Raw genomic sequence first — 16,541 nt, 5'->3', positions numbered from 1 at the left:
ACTTTATCGGCCGACCGGGAGGGACGCAAACCAGGTCCTACTGCACCGACGTTTTTGTCCTTCATCAATGGCAGGATTTTCTGTAGGGTCGTTGCCAACAGACAGGCCAGAAAATCAACAAGAGGCAGACATGCAAACCGAGTTTCCAGCTCAACCCGGCTATCGCACCCAGCGCGAACAGTTCCTGGCCGCCGCGACCACGGCAGGCGCAACGCTGACGGAATATCCACACCCGCTCAAAGGTCCGTTCGGCGAATCGCTGAGTACCGATGTGGCGGTGCTCGGTGATCCGGGCGCCAAGCGCCTGTTGATTGCGCTGAGCGGCACTCATGGGGTCGAAGGCTTCTATGGCTCGGGCTGCCAGATCAAATGGCTGCAGGAGTTAGGCAAGCGTTCCCTGCCAACGGATGTCGCCGTGGTCATGATCCATGCCATCAACCCCTGGGGCATGGCGTGGTTGCGCCGGGTCAACGAAGACAACATCGACCTGAACCGCAATCACCTGGATTTCCAGCGACCGCTGCCGGACAACCAGGCCTACAACGCCCTGCACGAAATCTATGCCTGCCCGCAGTTGCATGGCCCCGCGCGAGATCGCGCCGATGCCATGCTCGACGAGCAGATTCGCCAGCACGGCTGGACGGCGGTGATGTCGATCGTCGAGGGCGGTCAGCATGCTCATCCCGACGGACTGTTTTTCGGCGGGCTGGCACCGAGCTGGTCGAACCGCACGTTGCACCGGATCGTGCAACAGCACGTGGCCCATGCCGAGGTCGCCATGTGCTTCGACTTGCACACTGGCGCTGGCGAGTATGGTCATCCGATGTTGCTGACGATTACCGAGGCAGCCTATCCGGCGCTGGCGGACGCGCAGGCGATTTACGGTCCGTGGCTCTACAGCCTGCAAACCGGCGCCGACACCGTCAGCGAAACCGGCGTGGCGGCAACGGCCACCGGTTACACCTCGCAGGCGCTGATCAATGCGCTGCCGCAGGTACGGTTGATGCCTTTCGTCATCGAGTGCGGGACGTATCCGGGACCGGACGTTCATCGTCATCTGCGTGATGACCACTGGCTGCATCTGCACGGCAACCCGAATGACGCCGTAGGACGCGGGATCAAGTTGAATCTGCTGGAGCAGTTCTATCCGGCCGACAGTGATTGGCAGGCGATGGTCTGGTTACGGACGTGGCAGATCTGGGAGCGGGCGTTGTCTGCATTGCCAGCGGTGTAGGAGCGAACTTGCTCCGGGCGGCGTTCCGACGATGGACTCAAGAGCGCCGCGTTTAACCAGTAAACACGCGTTATCGTTAACGACCATCGTCGGAACGCCGCCCGGAGCAAGCTCGCTCCTACAGGGATAAAAAACGAGGCATAAAAAAACGGCCTACCTTTCGGTAAGCCGTTTTTAGTACTTGGTGGCTACACAGGGACTTGAACCCCGGACCCCAGCATTATGAATGCTATGCTCTAACCAACTGAGCTATGTAGCCAAGTGGCGCGCATTATTCACCGGTAACGGGGATGCGTCAAGCACAAATCTAAAATATTTCTCTGCGCTTTCAACCGTTTATCAAAATCCCTCCTCTGAGCAGCGGTGAAGGGCAGCGCTGGAACCAGCGACTGGCCTGTTCATAGGCGTGTGCCAATTGCAGGACAGCGAAGTCGGCCTGGTGTCTGCCGATGATTTGCAGGCCCATGGGCAGACCGTTCTGGTTGAAGCCCACTTGCACGTTAGCCACCGGGCTCCCGGACAAAGTGCCGGGAATCACCACCTCCATCCAGCGGTGATAGGTGTCCATGGTCACGCTTTCGATGGAAGTGGGCCACGGTTGAGTCTTATCGAACGCAAACACCTGAGCGCTGGGCAGCAACAGGTAGTCGTATTGTTCGAACAGCCTGGAGATCGCCCGATACCAGTCGCTGCGCGTCACCGAGGCAGCAAACACGTCGGTGGCCGAGAGTTTCAGGCCGTTTTCGACTTCCCAGCAGGCTTCCGGTTTCAACAGTGCACGTTTTTGCGGGTCGGAGTAAGTCGCGCCCAACGAGCCGGCGACCATCCAGTGACGCAAGGTCCGCCAACTGCTCCACAGTTTCTCTGGCGCGAATTCGGACTGTACGGGCTCGATATGGCAACCCAGGCTTTCGAAATCGGCAAAGGCCTTTTCGCACAACGAGAGGATGCCTTTTTCCATCGGCAGGTAGCCGTTGAAGTCGCCGAGCCAGCCCAGGCGAGTGCCTTTGAAGTCCCGATCCAGCGGTGCCGCAAATGCGCTGCCGGACTCGGCGATGGACAGTGGCGCCCGCACATCGGCTCCGGCCTGCACCGACAACAGCAACGCCGCATCGCGCACGCTGCGCGCCATGGGGCCTTCGTAGCCGAGTTGGTCGATAAACAGATCGGCACTGTCATCGAACGGCACGCGGCCCTGGGACGGACGGAAACCGAAGATGTTGTTGAAGGCGGCCGGGTTGCGCAGCGAGCCCATCATGTCGCTGCCATCAGCCACCGGCACCAGGTGCATGGCCAGCGCCGCCGCCGCGCCGCCGCTGCTGCCGCCAGCGGTCTTGCTCGGGTCGTAGGCGCAACCGGTCGCGCCAAACAGCGGGTTATAGCTTTGCGAGCCGAGGCCGAATTCCGGCGTATTGCTCTTGCCGATGATGATCGCGCCGGCGGCTTTGATCCGTTCGACCATGATGCCGTCGCGCTCGGGAATGAAGTCCTTGAACAGCGGCGAGCCGAAGGTGGTACGGATGCCGCGGGTCAGGGACAGGTCCTTGATCGCGTGAGGCAGGCCGTGCATCCAGCCGCGATACTCGCCACGGGCCAGTTCGGCGTCGCGCTGATCGGCCCGGGCCAGCAGGTCTTCCGGCGCTTGCAGGCTCACCAGCGCGTTGACCCGCGGGTTGAAGCGTTCGATATGGGCAAGATAAGTCTGCATCACTTCCCGGCAGGAAACCTGGCGCAGGCGGATGCGTTCGGCGAGTTCATGGGCCTGCAACAGGACCAGTTCGCTGATGTTGTTAGAAGTCATTGCAAGCGGCCTTTCAGACGGCTGGAAAAACGCCCCGTCATTGCGCCGGGGCGGCAGGGATCAACGCATCAGGTTGGTCCAGAGACGGTCGGCCAGGCGGATCGCGCCTTCGCCGCAGGTCTTGCTGAACACCACCTGGGTGCCTTCGGGAATGTGCAGTTCCGGAGCGTCTTTCAGCCCGGCGTCGAGGAACGGTTCCACACCTTTGATCGGGCTCTGGTGCTTGAGAAAGTTCTGGGTCATTGCCGCGTTTTCAGGCTGGCTGAGGAACGCGATGAAGGCCTTGGCGTTCGCCGGGTTCTTGCTGCCGGTCGGGATGACCATGTTGTCGACCCAGGCCAGCACGCCTTCTTTCGGGTACAGGTACTTCAGGCCCGGTTTCATCTCACGGGCGCGCATCGACGAACCGCCCCAGAAGGTCGACATGTCGATTTCACCCGAGGCGAGGTTTTCGCGGATCGAGCCAGCCTTGGAGCTGTAGGTTTTGACGAACGGTTTCTGCGCCTTGAGCAGGGTCAAAATCTGCTGCATCTGTTTCGGGTCTTCGCTGCACAAAGGAATGTTCAGGTACAGGCTGGCCATGTCCACCACGTCGCTGACCGAATCGAACATGTTGATCCGCCCTTGCAGCTCGGCAGGCGGCTCGTAAAGCACCTTGTAGCTGTCGGCAGGGCCTTTGTAGCGCCCGGTGTCGAGCACCACGCTGGTGGTGCCCCAGATGAACGGCACGGAGTACGCGCCTTCCGGATCCCAGGTGGGTTTTTTCAGATTGTCGACGACGCCGGCGTAGTAGGGCTCGTTGACCGGGTCAAAGCGCTCCAGCAGTTTTTCCTTGATCAGGATCGGAATGAACTGGTGGGACGGGATCGCCACGTCGTAGCCGGCACCGCCCTGTTTCAACTTGGCCAGCAAGGTTTCGTTGGAATCGTAGGAGTCGACGGTGACTTCGATGCCGGTCTGCTTCTGGAATTTGGCGAGAATTTCCGGTGAAAAGTAACCGCTCCAGCTCACCACGTTGAGTTTTTCCGCGGCCTGAACGCTGCCGGCCATGGTCAGCGGCAAGGTCAGGAATAACGAAGTGCCGATGCTTTTAATCCACTTGCTCATGCTATTTCCCCACAGTACGTAGAAGGTTCAGGATTTCTTTTTGCCCAGCAGATAGGAAAGGGTGACGAACAGCACCGAGACGCCCAGGATCAGTGTCGACACGGCGTTGACGTCGGGTGTCACACCCATGCGCAACAGGCCGAAGATGAAGATCGGCAAGGTCGTGGTGCCGGCCTGGGAGACCATCATCGAGATCACGAAGTTATCCAGCGACACGATGAAGGCGAGCATCAGCCCGGAGAAAATCCCCGGCATTAGCTGCGGCAGGGTGACCTTGCGGAAGGTCCGCCATGGGCCGGCATACAGGTCGGCCGAGGCTTGCTCCAGGGACAGGTCCATGTCGTTCAGGCGTGCCCGTATCGGCAGAAAGGCAAACGGAATACAGAACACCGTGTGAGCGATGATCAGGTTGCCGTAGCCCAGGGACAGACCGATGGTGGAGAACAGCGCGAGGGTGGCGACGCCGACCACGATTTCCGGCAGCACCAAGGGCAGCATGATTGCGCCCATGGACAATTGAAGGCCCTTGAACTTCGCACCCCGTGAAGTGCCGAGGGCGGCGAGGGTGGCGATGGCCGTGGCGACCATGCTGGCGCAGACGGCGATCAACAGGCTGTTGCCGGCCGCCTGGCGCAGGGCCTGGTTGGCGAACGCCGCGCGATACCAGTCGAGGCTGAACCCGGTCCACACCGTTGCCGACTGGTTGGCGTTGAACGAGAACACCACCAGCACCACGATCGGCGCGTAGAGGTACAGGTAGAACAGGAGGCTGAAGCCGCCGAAGCCCGGGAAGTCCTGCACGCCCAGCGTATTGCGTTTGAACAGGCCGATCATCACGCACCTCCTTTGGCGATGCGCTGGCGCTCTGCACGCAAGGCATAAACCGTCAGAACCAACATCACCGCCGCCATCAGCACCAGCGACAGTGCTGCACCGAATGGCCAGTTCCGCGCATCGCTGAACTGCCGGAAGATCAGGTTGCCGAGCATCATTCGCGTCCCGCCGCCGAGCAATTCCGGGGCGATCATCGCGCCCAGGCAAGGCACGAATGTGAGGATGGCGCCGGCGAGAATTCCCGGTTTGGCGATCGGCAACACCACTTTGCGCAGGGTGCGCACACGGCCGGCGTAGAGGTCCTGAGCGGCCTCGAGCAAGCGGATGTCCATTTTTTCCAGGGTGGCGTAGATCGGCAGCACGACAAAGGGCGCGTAGGTGTAGACCAGCCCCAGCAGCACCGCGCCGTCGGTGTAGAGCAGTTGCAACGGCTGGTCGATGACCCCGAGGCCCAACAGGCTGTTATTGATCACCCCGGTGTTACGCAGCAGCAGAATCCAGGCGTAGGTGCGAATCAGCAGGTTGGCCCAGAACGGCACGGTGATCAGGAAGATCAGCAAGCCACGGCGATGAGCCGGTTGCATGGCCAGCCACACGGCCACCGGAAAACCGATCAGCAGGGTGATGACGGTGGTCAGCCCGGCGATGCCGATGGAGCGCAAGGCGATGATCAGATAGGAGTCGGCGAAGGCCAGGCTGTCATCCAGTTGCCGTTCGAACAGCAGCGAAGTGTAGGCATCGCTGCTGAATACTTTGTTCACCCCGCCGTAGGGGTTGGCCTCCATCAGCGAGTAACCGATGACGATCAGGATCGGCACGATCAGAAACAGGCCGATGGCGATCAGCGCCGGGCTGACACCGAGAAAACTCTGGAAGGCCCGCCGACGTTCCAGCGTGTTGGCAATCGGTAAAGCGTGCATGGCAATTCCTCGTGCTCAATCGTGCAGGACGCTGGCGCTACCCTGGTCGAACAACAGACCGGCCTGGCTGCCGACGGCGAAGCGCTTGCTTTGGTCGACGCAGTTAGGCGTGCGCACAGTGAGGCGAGAACCATCGCTCAGGCTGACCTGGTATTGCAGGTCGGTGCCGAGGTAGATCTGCGCTTCGATCCGGCAAGGCAAAGCGCCTTCGGTACTGCCCGGCACCAGATGCAATCGTTCGGGGCGCACGGACAATGCAACGTTGGCCCCGACTCGCACATCGCTGCATGGCTGCGCAGGCAGCGGATGCCCGGACGGGCCGGCGAACCAGGCCAGGCCGTCTTCGACGCGGGTGACCGTACCTTCGATGAAGTTGGTTTCGCCGATGAAGTCCGCGACAAAGCGATTGCGCGGGCGTTCGTAGATGTCTTCCGGGCGACCGACCTGCTGCACTTCGCCTTCGGACAGCACGGCGATGCGGTCGGACATGGTCAGCGCTTCTTCCTGGTCGTGGGTGACGAAGATGAAGGTGATCCCGGTTCGCGCCTGGATGGTTTTCAGCTCTTCGCGCATGGCCTGGCGCAGCTTGAGGTCCAGCGCCGAGAGCGGTTCGTCGAGCAGCAGGACTTTGGGATGCGGCGCCAGCGCGCGGGCGAGGGCGACCCGCTGTTGCTGGCCGCCGGAGAGTTGCGCCGGCTTGCGGTTGGCGAAGCGTTCCATCTGCACCAGGGCAAGCATCTCGCGCACCCGTTCGGCCATTTGCGTTTTGTTCAGGACTTTGCCCATCGGGTGGGATTCAAGGCCGAAGGCCAGGTTCTCGGCGATGGTCATGTGCGGGAACAGCGCGTAGTGCTGGAACACCGTATTGACCGGGCGCTGGAAGGGCGGGCGGTCGGCGATGTTTTCGCCGTAGAGCAGAATCTCGCCTTCGGTGGGAAATTCGAACCCGGCGATCATCCGCAAGAGCGTGGTCTTGCCGCAGCCCGAAGGGCCGAGAAGGGTGAAGAACTCGTTGTCGCGAATGTCCAGGTCGATGCTTTTCAGTGCCACCGGACCGGTGCGTGGATCACCGTAGACTTTACGCACTGAGCGGATGGACACCGCCAGTGTTTGCAGCGAATGCAGGGCATTCATGCGTTACCTCCGATTCCCCCATCGTCCGCGAGTGCTGTAAACAGCTGAGCCATCAGACCATGGATATTATTTTTCTGGGCAGGATCGAGATTGCGTTCGGGTGTTGTAACCAGCTGTTTTTTGTTCTGCTGTGGATCGATTATCAGCGAGGGGTTGCGGGGGCGAAACTTCAATTTTAACATAGGGGCTGTTAAAAAATTTAACAGCAAAAGGCGCCCGGAAACCATGCCTGACCACCGTTTGCCGCCGCTCAACGCGGTGCGTGCCTTTGATGCCGCAGCCCGGTTGGGCAGTTATGTCGAAGCCTCCAAGGCCCTGCACGTGACCCAGCCGGCCATCGGCCGTCACGTGAAGTTGCTGGAAGACTGGCTGGGCATCCAACTGTTCGAGCGCACCTCTCGCGGGGTCAACCTGACGGTGGCGGGGGAGAAGTATCACCGCAAGATCGCCGCCGCTTTGCAGCTGATCATCGAAGCCGGAAAAGAGGCACAGCCCAAACACGCCGAGCGCTGGCTGCGCATCATGGTGGTGCCGGGGTTCGCCAAACGCTGGCTGATGCCGCGAATCGAGGCCATGCGTCATCTGCGACCGGGTTTGAAGTTCGCCATCGAACCCAATTCGACCTTCACCGAAGTGGATGGCAAGAGCGCTGACCTGGGCATCGTCTACGGGGTGGATGGCCAATATGCCCACTCCCGCACCAGCCTGATTTGTCCTCGGGTGTTTCCGATCTGTTCCCCCGAATATCTGGCCAGCGTCGCGCCCATTGGCAGCCCCGCGGACCTGGTGAAACACAACCTGATTCACGTCGATGACGGCGAGTGGTGGAACCTGTGGTTCGCCGCCAATGACCTCGACATCCACCTCAATTCGGACATGCTCTACGTCAACAATGACCACGCATTATCGGTGGCCGAGAGCGGGCAGGGCATTGCGCTGGCCAACGAAGTGCTGGTGCGCGAAGAGCTCGATACAGGCAAGCTGGTGCGGGTGGTGGACGCGCAAGTGAAGCTGGAAAGCTATCGGGTGCTGACGCCGTCCGCCGAGCTCTCGGCGGACGTGGCGTGGTTTATCGATTGGCTCAAGACCGAGCTGGAGCAGGACTTCCCGGAAGCGGTCATCCACACCTGAGAAGCACTGCCAGATTCAACTCAAGCGGAAGCGCCCGGTGTTGTCGCTGAGGGCCTTGCTGCCGTGGCTCAAGGTGTCCGCTGCCTGGTTCACCGCACGGGCACCTTCGAGCAGACGCAGCGCCGCTTGATCGACCTGCTGGATATTGCCGCTGACCTCGTCGGCGGTACTGGCCTGTTCCTCCACCGCCGTGGCGATTTGCGCCAGGGTATCGGTGACACTCTGCACCGCACTGGCGATTTCCCCGAGGCGTTCACCCAGGCCGGTGACCGCTTGCGCATCGGACTCTGCCTGACTGCACGCGGCTTGCATCAGGCTGACGGCCTCATTCACGGTATTACGGAGGCTGTCGACCGTGCCGGCAATCTGCGCGGTCGACGATTGCGTGCGTTGCGACAGGCTGCGCACTTCATCGGCCACCACCGCGAAGCCGCGCCCTTGCTCACCCGCCCGGGCCGCCTCGATGGCGGCGTTGAGTGCCAGCAGGTTGGTCTGCTCGGCGACGCCGCGAATGGTGTCGACCACCAGTTGAATCTGCTGTCCCTGCTCGCTGACCCGGCCCAGTGCTGCCGCTGTCTCGTTCAGGCGTTGATTGAGTTGCTGGATGCTCGCGGTGGTGCGCAGGCTGTCTCGGCTGCTGTCGGCGGCAATGCGCCGGGTGTGCTGGGCGCTGCCGGACGCCTGTTCGCAACTGTGGGCCACCCCTTGCGAAGTGGCGGCCAATTGCGTCGCTGCTGCGGCAATCTGGCTGATCTGCAACTGCTGGGCTTCGACTTCGCCCAGAGCGTCGCTGGAGTGATGGTTGAGGGTTTGCACCGCGTTGCTCAGTTGCAGGGTTTCGTGATCCACCCCTTGCAGGCTGCTGCGCAGTTGCACCACGGCGACGTTCAGCGCGGTGCTGATGACTGCCAGTTCGTCCCGCCCCTGAACCGGCACTTGCAGACTCAGATTGCCGTCGCGCAAGGCTTCGGCCAGTACTGTGATGCCGCTGGCACTACGGCGAATCGAAGCCTGCAAACAGATGAACAGATACAGCGCGGCCAGCAACAGGCAACCCAACACGGCGGCCACCACAGTGAACTGGCGGATCGCCGAGCCGTGGTAGTAATCCAGGCGTTGATCCAGCGATACCAGCGACTGCTGGCGCAACGAAGCGAGGTCGGCGAGCAGGGCATCGAGACTGCGCTCGAAGTCATCCGGCTTGAGGTTGATGCTGCCGCCGAACACGCCGTCATCCAGCACCTTCAGGCCGGCGTCCAGGTGCTTGAGGCTGTCATGGTATTGCCCGGCCCAGGTTTGCAGGGCGCTGGGCAAGCGCGCTTCGAGCAAACCCGCGGTTTTAACCAACTGCTCACGGGCGTCGCCAATGCGGCTGCGCAAGTCGCGCAATTGCAGACGGCTTTGCAGGGTGAACTGTCCGGACACCACCGAAGCCTGTCCCACTGCCGCCAGGCGACCAACCCGTTCGATCAGGTCCGGCGCATGTTGAGTGGAGATTTGCGTCAACAAATAAGTCTCCAGCCACGGCGCCAGTGTCAGGCGATTGTCCATGGCGATCTGCTCGCGCAAGGCTTGCAGGGCGCTCAGGGCGTTGGTGAAGCGATCATAGCCATCGGGCCACCAACCGACACTGCTCAGGCTTTTTGAGTCGAGGCCATCGAGGGCGGTTTGCAGGGCCTGGTAACGCGTCAGGCTTTCGCCCTCGGCGCCTTCTTTTTGCAGGGCATTGCCCAACTCGGCAGTGGCCTGGCTGACGGCGGGCTGAACCGCATCGAAGGCGGCCATCGCAGCGAGTGTGGCTGGTGTCGGTTGGCGATTGGTTTCCGTCGCGCGCCACCGTGCGGCGCGATCACGCTGGGCGGCGAGCAGGTCATCCAGCGTATCAAGAGCCAGCAGTTGCCGCACCCCGGCGCGTTCGCCGGAGATCAGGCTGAGTTTGTCGCGATAGTCCTGGCCGATCATCCACAGGCTGCCCGCCAGCGGCAGGATAAACAGCAAAAACAACAGCTGGAATTTGCGTGCAAAACCAAAACGCCCCAGCAGTCCGATCCCCGGTGATAAAAAAGCCTGCATGCCCCATGACTCCTCTGGACACCACGCACCATTGGCGTGCGTCGAAGGTTGTTGCACCTCCGACTCGTGCCCTCTAAAAAGGCCCCGAAAGTTCACCCTTGTCTGCTCTGTAGGCCGACTCTGTGGCGAAACTTCCCATTCTCGGCCTCCTTTGTAAGGGGGCCGCGTTCAAGCAGACAAGCAAGGCAAGATTCAGACCATGGCTTTGCGCTATCACTTTTCCGCGATGGAAATCGAGTTCGTTAGCTGGCTAAGGGGATGGCGCTGTCGCACCGAAAAATGGCACATTGACGCACCTGCCCGTTTGCACCCATCAGTTGTACGGAAAACCCCATGGCTATCAGCAACGCCCAGACCGGCTCAGTGCCGGCGTCCGCTACGCCCCAAAGCAGTCCCCTGGTGATGCGCATCATCGGCGCGGTGGCGCTGGCGCATTTGATCAACGACCTGATCCAGTCGGTGCTGCCGTCGATCTACCCGATGCTCAAGGCCAACTATGGCCTGACCTTCACCCAGGTCGGCCTGATCACCCTGACATTCCAGTTGACGGCCTCGCTGCTGCAGCCGTGGGTCGGTTACTACACCGACCGCCATCCCAAGCCGTGGTTGTTGCCGGCGGGTACGGTCTGCACCTTGGTCGGGATTCTGATGATGTCGGTGGTCGGCAGCTTTCCGTTGATTCTGCTGGCAGCGGGCTTGATCGGCATCGGTTCTTCGACCTTTCACCCGGAAGCTTCCCGCGTGGCGCGACTGGCTTCGGGTGGGCGCTTCGGGCTGGCGCAATCGACCTTCCAGGTTGGCGGCAACGCGGGCTCGGCGTTCGGCCCGTTGCTGGCGGCAGCGATCATCATTCCCTACGGCCAGGGGCACGTGGCGTGGTTCGGGCTGTTCGCGGTGTTTGCGTTGTTCGTGCTCTACCGGATCAGCCGCTGGTACGCCAACCACTTGAACCTGTTCAAGCTCAAGCAAGGTCAGGCGGCGACTCACGGCCTGTCCAAGGGCCGAGTGACCAGCGCGCTGGTGGTACTCGGGCTGCTGGTGTTCTCCAAGTACTTCTACATGTCCAGCCTCACCAGTTACTTCACGTTCTACCTGATCGAGAAATTCGACCTGTCGGTGGCCAGTTCGCAGTTACACCTGTTCCTGTTTCTCGGCGCGGTCGCGGCGGGGACATTCTTTGGCGGGCCGATCGGCGACAGGATCGGGCGTAAGGCAGTTATCTGGTTCTCGATCCTCGGCGTTGCACCTTTCACCTTGCTGCTGCCGCATGTCGACCTGTTCTGGACCAGCATCCTCAGCGTGGTCATCGGCTTCATCCTCGCCTCGGCGTTCTCGGCCATCGTGGTGTACGCCCAGGAACTGGTGCCGGGCAATGTCGGGATGATCGCCGGGGTGTTCTTCGGTCTGATGTTCGGTTTCGGCGGGATCGGCGCGGCGTTGCTGGGCCATCTGGCAGACATTCACGGCATCGAATACGTGTACTACCTGTGTTCGTTCCTGCCGTTGTTCGGGGTGTTGGCGATCTTTTTGCCGCGAACCAAAAAGGCCTGACTCGACACAAATCCCCTGTGGGAGCGAGCTTGCTCGCGATAGCGGTGTATCAGTCAACATCATCGTTGAATGTCATATCGTCATCGCGAGCAAGCTCGCTCCCACATGGGAATGTGGTGTGGCGGATGATTGTTTCAGGCATAAAAAAGCCGCGTATCAAACGCGGCTTTTTCTTGGGCGTGTAGCTTACACGTTGAAGCGGAAGTGCATCACGTCGCCGTCCTTGACGATGTAATCCTTGCCTTCCAGGCGCCATTTACCGGCTTCCTTGGTACCGGCTTCGCCCTTGTACTGGATGAAGTCGTTGTAGGCGATCACTTCGGCGCGGATGAAGCCTTTTTCGAAGTCGGTGTGAATCACGCCAGCGGCTTGTGGTGCGGTGGCACCGACGCGCACGGTCCAGGCGCGGACTTCTTCGACACCGGCGGTGAAGTAGGTCTGCAGGTGCAGCATTTCGTAGCCAGCGCGGATCACGCGGTTCAGACCAGGCTCTTCGAGGCCCAAGGCTTCGAGGAACATGTCTTTTTCTTCGCCGTCATCGAGCTCGGCGATTTCCGCTTCGATCTTGTTGCACACCGGTACAACCACGGCGCCTTCTTCTTCGGCGATGGCCTTGACCACGTCCAGGTGCGGGTTGTTGTCGAAGCCGTCTTCAGCGACGTTGGCGATGTACATGACCGGTTTGGTGGTCAGCAGGTGGAAGCCCTTGATCACCGCTTTCTCGTCGGTGCCCATGTTCTTCATCAGGCTGCGCGCCGGCTTGCCTTCGGTAAAGTGAGCGATCAATTGCTCCAGCAGGCCTTTCTGGACCACTGCGTCCTTGTCACCGCCCTTGGCATTGCGCGCGACTTTCTGCAGTTGCTTCTCGCAGCTGTCGAGGTCGGCGAAGATCAGTTCCAGGTCGATGATTTCGATGTCGCGTTTCGGGTCGACGCTGTTGGAGACGTGAATCACGTTCTCGTCTTCGAAGCAGCGGACCACGTGGGCGATGGCATCGGTTTCACGGATGTTGGCCAGGAACTTGTTGCCCAGGCCTTCGCCTTTCGATGCGCCGGCTACCAGGCCAGCGATGTCGACGAATTCCATGGTGGTCGGCAGGATGCGCTTTGGATTGACGATGGCTGCCAGGGCATCCAGACGCGGATCCGGCATCGGCACGATACCGCTGTTCGGTTCGATGGTGCAGAAGGGGAAGTTCTCGGCCGCGATCCCGGATTTGGTCAGGGCGTTGAACAGGGTGGACTTGCCGACGTTAGGCAGACCGACGATGCCGCAATTGAATCCCATGGTGTTTTCCCCGAGGAGTGAGTCAGGCCTTCTGGCTGTGCAGGTTTTTCATCGCGCGGTTCCATTCCCCGGCGAGGATATCCGGCAGCACGCCGAGGGCAAAGTCGATGCTGGCATCGAGTTTTTCCTGTTCGGCGCGTGGCGCACGACCCAGGACGAAATTTGAAACCATACTGGCAACGCCCGGGTGGCCAATGCCAAGCCGCAAGCGATGAAAGGTATTCTGATTGCCCAGTTGCGCAATGATGTCGCGCAACCCGTTGTGACCGCCATGGCCGCCGCCCACTTTGAGCTTGGCAACGCCTGGAGGCAGGTCGAGTTCGTCATGCGCCACGAGGATTTCTTCAGGCTTGATGCGGAAGAAACCGGCGAGTGCCGCCACGGCCTGGCCGCTGCGGTTCATGTACGTGGTGGGAATCAGCAGACGAACATCCTGACCCTGATGCGAATAGCGCCCGGTCAGGCCGAAATATTTGCGGTCCGCCACAAGGTTCACACCTTGTGCGTTCGCGATGCGCTCAACAAAAAGGGCCCCTGCGTTATGCCGGGTCTGTTCGTATTCAGCGCCTGGATTTCCCAGGCCAACGATCAGTTTGATGGCAGTCACGATAGGGGCCCTTCATTGGAGTGGTGGATAACATCGCCGCAATCAGGGAGAGCGGCGAAAGTGGACGAAAATTGCTCATTTACCATGATGTAAACTCCGCGTTCTCGCCCGCTTTCTCGCTATGCTCTAGTCCGCGATGTTTCCGGTCACTCCGGCGTACAGAGTAAAATTACTCTGCAGCGCCTTCTGCAGCTTCTGGAGCAACACGTGGAGCGTGGACGTTGGCAACAGCCTTGTCATCGCCGTGTGCCAGGGCCACGAACTCAACGCCTTTAGGCGCCTTGAGGTCCGACAGGTGAATGATCGAACCGATTTCAGCGTTAGCCAGGTCGACTTCGATGAACTCAGGCAGATCTTTCGGCAGGCAGGAAACTTCGATCTCGGCAACAACGTGCGAGATTTCGCCGCCTTTCTTGGTCGGTGCTTCTTCGTTGATGAAGTGCACTGGAACGATAGCGGTCAGTTTCTGGCCAGCTACTACGCGTACGAAGTCAGCGTGCATCACGTGGCCTTTGGCCGGGTGACGCTGCAGGGCTTTGATCACGACGTTCTGCTTGGTGCCACCAACGTTCAGCTCGATGATGTGGCTGTAAGCCGCTTCGTTTTCGAGCAGTTTGGCAACTTCTTTGGCCAGCATGCTGATGGATTCAGGGGCTTTGTCGCCACCGTAAACTACAGCTGGAACCAGGCTTGCGAGACGACGCAGGCGGCGGCTCGCACCTTTCCCCAGGTCGGAACGCACTTCAGCATTCAGAGTAAAATCGTTCATGTTGTATCTCCAAAATAACCACATTCGCCCCAGCGTTTGCGACCAGCGCTAAAGGCGATATGGGCAAAAAAGCCCCGCCCCGACATGAATGCCGGGGCGGGGCGCTTTTCGTCAACGAGACATTTCGAGAAGGGCAGGGCCCTTAGCGGAACATCGCGCTGATCGATTCTTCATTGCTGATGCGGCGGACCGCCTCGGCAACTACCGGTGCGATATCCAGTTGGCGGATACGCGAACAGGCTTGTGCTGCAGCGGAAAGAGGGATGGTGTTAGTCACCACCAGCTCGTCCAGCATGGAATTTTCAATGTTTTCGATCGCCCGACCCGACAGCACAGGGTGCGTGCAGTAGGCGAAAACCTTGGCAGCGCCATGCTCTTTCAGGGCCTTGGCCGCGTGGCACAGGGTGCCTGCGGTATCGACCATGTCATCGACCAGAATACAGGTACGCCCTTCGACATCACCGATGATATGCATCACTTCAGAGTGATTGGCTTTCTCACGGCGTTTGTCGATGATCCCGAGATCCACGCCCAGGGATTTGGCAACGGCACGTGCACGCACGACGCCGCCAATGTCCGGGGACACGATCATCAGGTTTTCGAAGCGCTGATCTTCGATGTCATCCACCAGAACCGGGGAGCCGTAGATGTTATCTACCGGAATATCGAAGAAACCCTGGATTTGGTCAGCATGCAGATCAACCGTGAGAACACGGTCGATGCCGACTACGGTAAGCATGTCAGCCACGACTTTCGCGCTGATAGCCACACGTGCGGAACGCGGACGGCGATCCTGACGGGCATAACCAAAGTAAGGAATAACAGCAGTGATACGAGTAGCCGAGGAGCGGCGGAAGGCATCAGCCATCACTACCAGTTCCATCAGGTTATCGTTGGTCGGAGCGCAAGTCGGCTGAATAATGAAGACGTCTTTACCGCGGACGTTTTCATTGATCTCGGCTGTAATTTCGCCGTCGGAGAATTTACCGACAGAGATGTCACCGAGAGGGATATGCAGCTGACGTACGACACGCCGAGCCAGATCGGGGTTAGCGTTCCCCGTAAAGACCATCATCTTGGACACGCGCAGTACCTGAAGGCTGAGGGTAACCTGGATGAGTATAGGAAAATGGCAGGGGCGGCTGGATTCGAACCAACGCATGGCAGGATCAAAACCTGCTGCCTTACCGCTTGGCGACGCCCCTGTATCTGTTGCAACGATTACCCAGTAATCGGTTCCTTTAGAGCAGACTTCGCAGCTTGCGATGCAACATCGAAATGTTGCTTCCTTTTGCTACAAAACCTGTAAGGGTCTCTGTCAGAAGGGCCGAGACTTTATCAGCTTCAGCTTTGCTTGGGAAGCCCCCAAACACACAACTTCCAGTTCCGGTGAGTTTTGCTTCGGTATATTTACCTAACAAATTCAAAGCGTTACGTACCTCTGGATAACGCCTTGTTACCACCGGCAAGCAGTCATTTCGACTGTTTCCCTTGGGAACGGGGCGCACTTTAATGGGAGGAGTGTTACGTGTCAACAACGGATCTGAAAAAATTTCTGCCGTACTTACAGATACTTGCGGCACCAGCACGAGATACCACGGTTCTTCCGGGTCGACAGGGGTCAGTTTCTCCCCCACGCCTTCGGCAAATGCCGCGTGGCCACGTACGAAAACCGGGACGTCGGCACCTAGCGTCAATCCCAGGCCAGCCAGGCGATCTTCATCCCAGCCCAATTGCCACAGATGATTGAGACCGAGCAAAGTCGTTGCGGCATTCGAACTGCCGCCGCCAATGCCGCCACCCATGGGCAGGATTTTTTCGATCCAGATATCGACGCCCAGCGAGCAAGCGGATTGCTCCTGAAGTTTTTTCGCAGCCTTGACAATCAGGTTGCTGTCGTGGGGGACGCCCGGGAACTCGGTGTGCAGTTGAATGACGCCGTCATCGCGCAGGGCATAGGTGATTTCGTCGCCGTAATCGAGGAACTGAAACATCGTCTGCAACTCGTGGTAGCCGTCTTCGCGGCGACCGAGAATGTGCAGCATCAGATTGAGTTTGGCCGGAGATGGCAAAGTCAGGCGATTGGCTGGCAT

General features: G+C 59.9%; 15 protein-coding genes and 2 tRNA genes. 3 read left to right on the top strand and 14 right to left on the bottom strand.

From position 1 onward, the window contains the following. Positions 1-130: 130 nt before the first annotated feature. Positions 131-1,234, top strand: coding sequence for a DUF2817 domain-containing protein (locus PMI29_RS17335; protein WP_007997133.1), 1,104 nt, complete (start codon positions 131-133; stop codon positions 1,232-1,234). A 182-nt stretch (positions 1,235-1,416) separates the two neighbouring features. Here PMI29_RS17335 and PMI29_RS17340 read toward each other — a convergent pair. The 7 genes from PMI29_RS17340 to PMI29_RS0130050 all read right to left on the bottom strand — a co-directional run bounded on the left by PMI29_RS17340 (position 1,417) and on the right by PMI29_RS0130050 (position 7,257). Further along, positions 1,417-1,493: transfer RNA gene (locus PMI29_RS17340), tRNA-Met, on the bottom strand. 69 nt (positions 1,494-1,562) lie between these two features. Next, positions 1,563-3,035, bottom strand: a complete 1,473-nt coding sequence (locus PMI29_RS17345; protein WP_007997132.1) for an amidase — start codon at positions 3,033-3,035, stop codon at positions 1,563-1,565. A gap of 60 nt (positions 3,036-3,095) precedes the next feature. Beyond that, on the bottom strand, positions 3,096-4,142 hold the full coding sequence (locus tag PMI29_RS17350) for an ABC transporter substrate-binding protein (protein WP_007981817.1): 1,047 nt from the start codon (positions 4,140-4,142) through the stop codon (positions 3,096-3,098). A 27-nt stretch (positions 4,143-4,169) separates the two neighbouring features. Next, positions 4,170-4,976, bottom strand: a complete 807-nt coding sequence (locus PMI29_RS17355) for an ABC transporter permease (RefSeq protein ID WP_007997130.1) — start codon at positions 4,974-4,976, stop codon at positions 4,170-4,172. After that, a complete protein-coding gene (locus tag PMI29_RS17360) occupies positions 4,976-5,896 on the bottom strand; it encodes an ABC transporter permease (RefSeq protein WP_007997128.1) in 921 nt (306 codons plus the stop codon). The genes PMI29_RS17355 and PMI29_RS17360 overlap by 1 nt, the downstream gene beginning before the upstream one ends. A 15-nt stretch (positions 5,897-5,911) precedes the next feature. Next, the gene (locus PMI29_RS17365) at positions 5,912-7,030 is read right to left on the bottom strand and encodes an ABC transporter ATP-binding protein (protein WP_007997126.1); all 1,119 of its coding nucleotides are present in this window, start codon (positions 7,028-7,030) and stop codon (positions 5,912-5,914) included. Continuing rightward, positions 7,027-7,257, bottom strand: coding sequence for a hypothetical protein (locus tag PMI29_RS0130050; RefSeq protein ID WP_033052289.1), 231 nt, complete (start codon positions 7,255-7,257; stop codon positions 7,027-7,029). The genes PMI29_RS17365 and PMI29_RS0130050 overlap by 4 nt, the downstream gene beginning before the upstream one ends. Between PMI29_RS0130050 and PMI29_RS17370 the strand changes: the two genes are divergently transcribed. Further along, positions 7,256-8,161, top strand: a complete 906-nt coding sequence (locus tag PMI29_RS17370; RefSeq protein ID WP_007997125.1) for a LysR substrate-binding domain-containing protein — start codon at positions 7,256-7,258, stop codon at positions 8,159-8,161. The genes PMI29_RS0130050 and PMI29_RS17370 overlap by 2 nt on opposite strands. Positions 8,162-8,176: 15 nt before the next feature. Here the strand turns inward: PMI29_RS17370 and PMI29_RS17375 are convergent, their stop codons facing one another. Beyond that, positions 8,177-10,234 (bottom strand): methyl-accepting chemotaxis protein, encoded by a 2,058-nt coding sequence (locus PMI29_RS17375; RefSeq protein WP_007997124.1) that lies wholly within the window; start codon positions 10,232-10,234, stop codon positions 8,177-8,179. 333 nt (positions 10,235-10,567) lie between these two features. On the opposite strand from PMI29_RS17375, the gene PMI29_RS17380 reads away from it, so the two are divergent. After that, the gene (locus PMI29_RS17380; protein ID WP_007997122.1) at positions 10,568-11,785 is read left to right on the top strand and encodes an MFS transporter; all 1,218 of its coding nucleotides are present in this window, start codon (positions 10,568-10,570) and stop codon (positions 11,783-11,785) included. A gap of 186 nt (positions 11,786-11,971) precedes the next feature. Here PMI29_RS17380 and ychF read toward each other — a convergent pair whose 3' ends face one another. The 6 genes from ychF to ispE form a co-directional block, all read right to left on the bottom strand. Next, positions 11,972-13,072: a redox-regulated ATPase YchF gene (ychF, locus tag PMI29_RS17385; protein WP_007997120.1), complete on the bottom strand. Its 1,101-nt coding sequence runs from the start codon at positions 13,070-13,072 to the stop codon at positions 11,972-11,974. A gap of 22 nt (positions 13,073-13,094) precedes the next feature. Next, positions 13,095-13,679: an aminoacyl-tRNA hydrolase gene (pth, locus tag PMI29_RS17390; RefSeq protein ID WP_007973893.1), complete on the bottom strand. Its 585-nt coding sequence runs from the start codon at positions 13,677-13,679 to the stop codon at positions 13,095-13,097. Positions 13,680-13,848: 169 nt separating this feature from the next. Next, positions 13,849-14,448 (bottom strand): 50S ribosomal protein L25/general stress protein Ctc, encoded by a 600-nt coding sequence (locus PMI29_RS17395; RefSeq protein ID WP_007973891.1) that lies wholly within the window; start codon positions 14,446-14,448, stop codon positions 13,849-13,851. Between the two features lie 142 nt (positions 14,449-14,590). Beyond that, positions 14,591-15,532, bottom strand: a complete 942-nt coding sequence (locus PMI29_RS0130045) for a ribose-phosphate pyrophosphokinase (RefSeq protein WP_003208392.1) — start codon at positions 15,530-15,532, stop codon at positions 14,591-14,593. 46 nt (positions 15,533-15,578) lie between these two features. After that, positions 15,579-15,653 (bottom strand) — tRNA-Gln (locus tag PMI29_RS17400). 36 nt (positions 15,654-15,689) lie between these two features. Then, a complete protein-coding gene (gene ispE / locus PMI29_RS17405) occupies positions 15,690-16,541 on the bottom strand; it encodes a 4-(cytidine 5'-diphospho)-2-C-methyl-D-erythritol kinase (protein ID WP_007997118.1) in 852 nt (283 codons plus the stop codon).

Origin of the sequence: Pseudomonas sp. GM49 (assembly GCF_000282355.1) — a bacterium.
Classification (GTDB): domain Bacteria; phylum Pseudomonadota; class Gammaproteobacteria; order Pseudomonadales; family Pseudomonadaceae; genus Aquipseudomonas.
The sequence above is the reverse complement of the archived record's forward strand: the minus strand, read 5'-3'. Positions and strand labels throughout refer to the sequence as shown.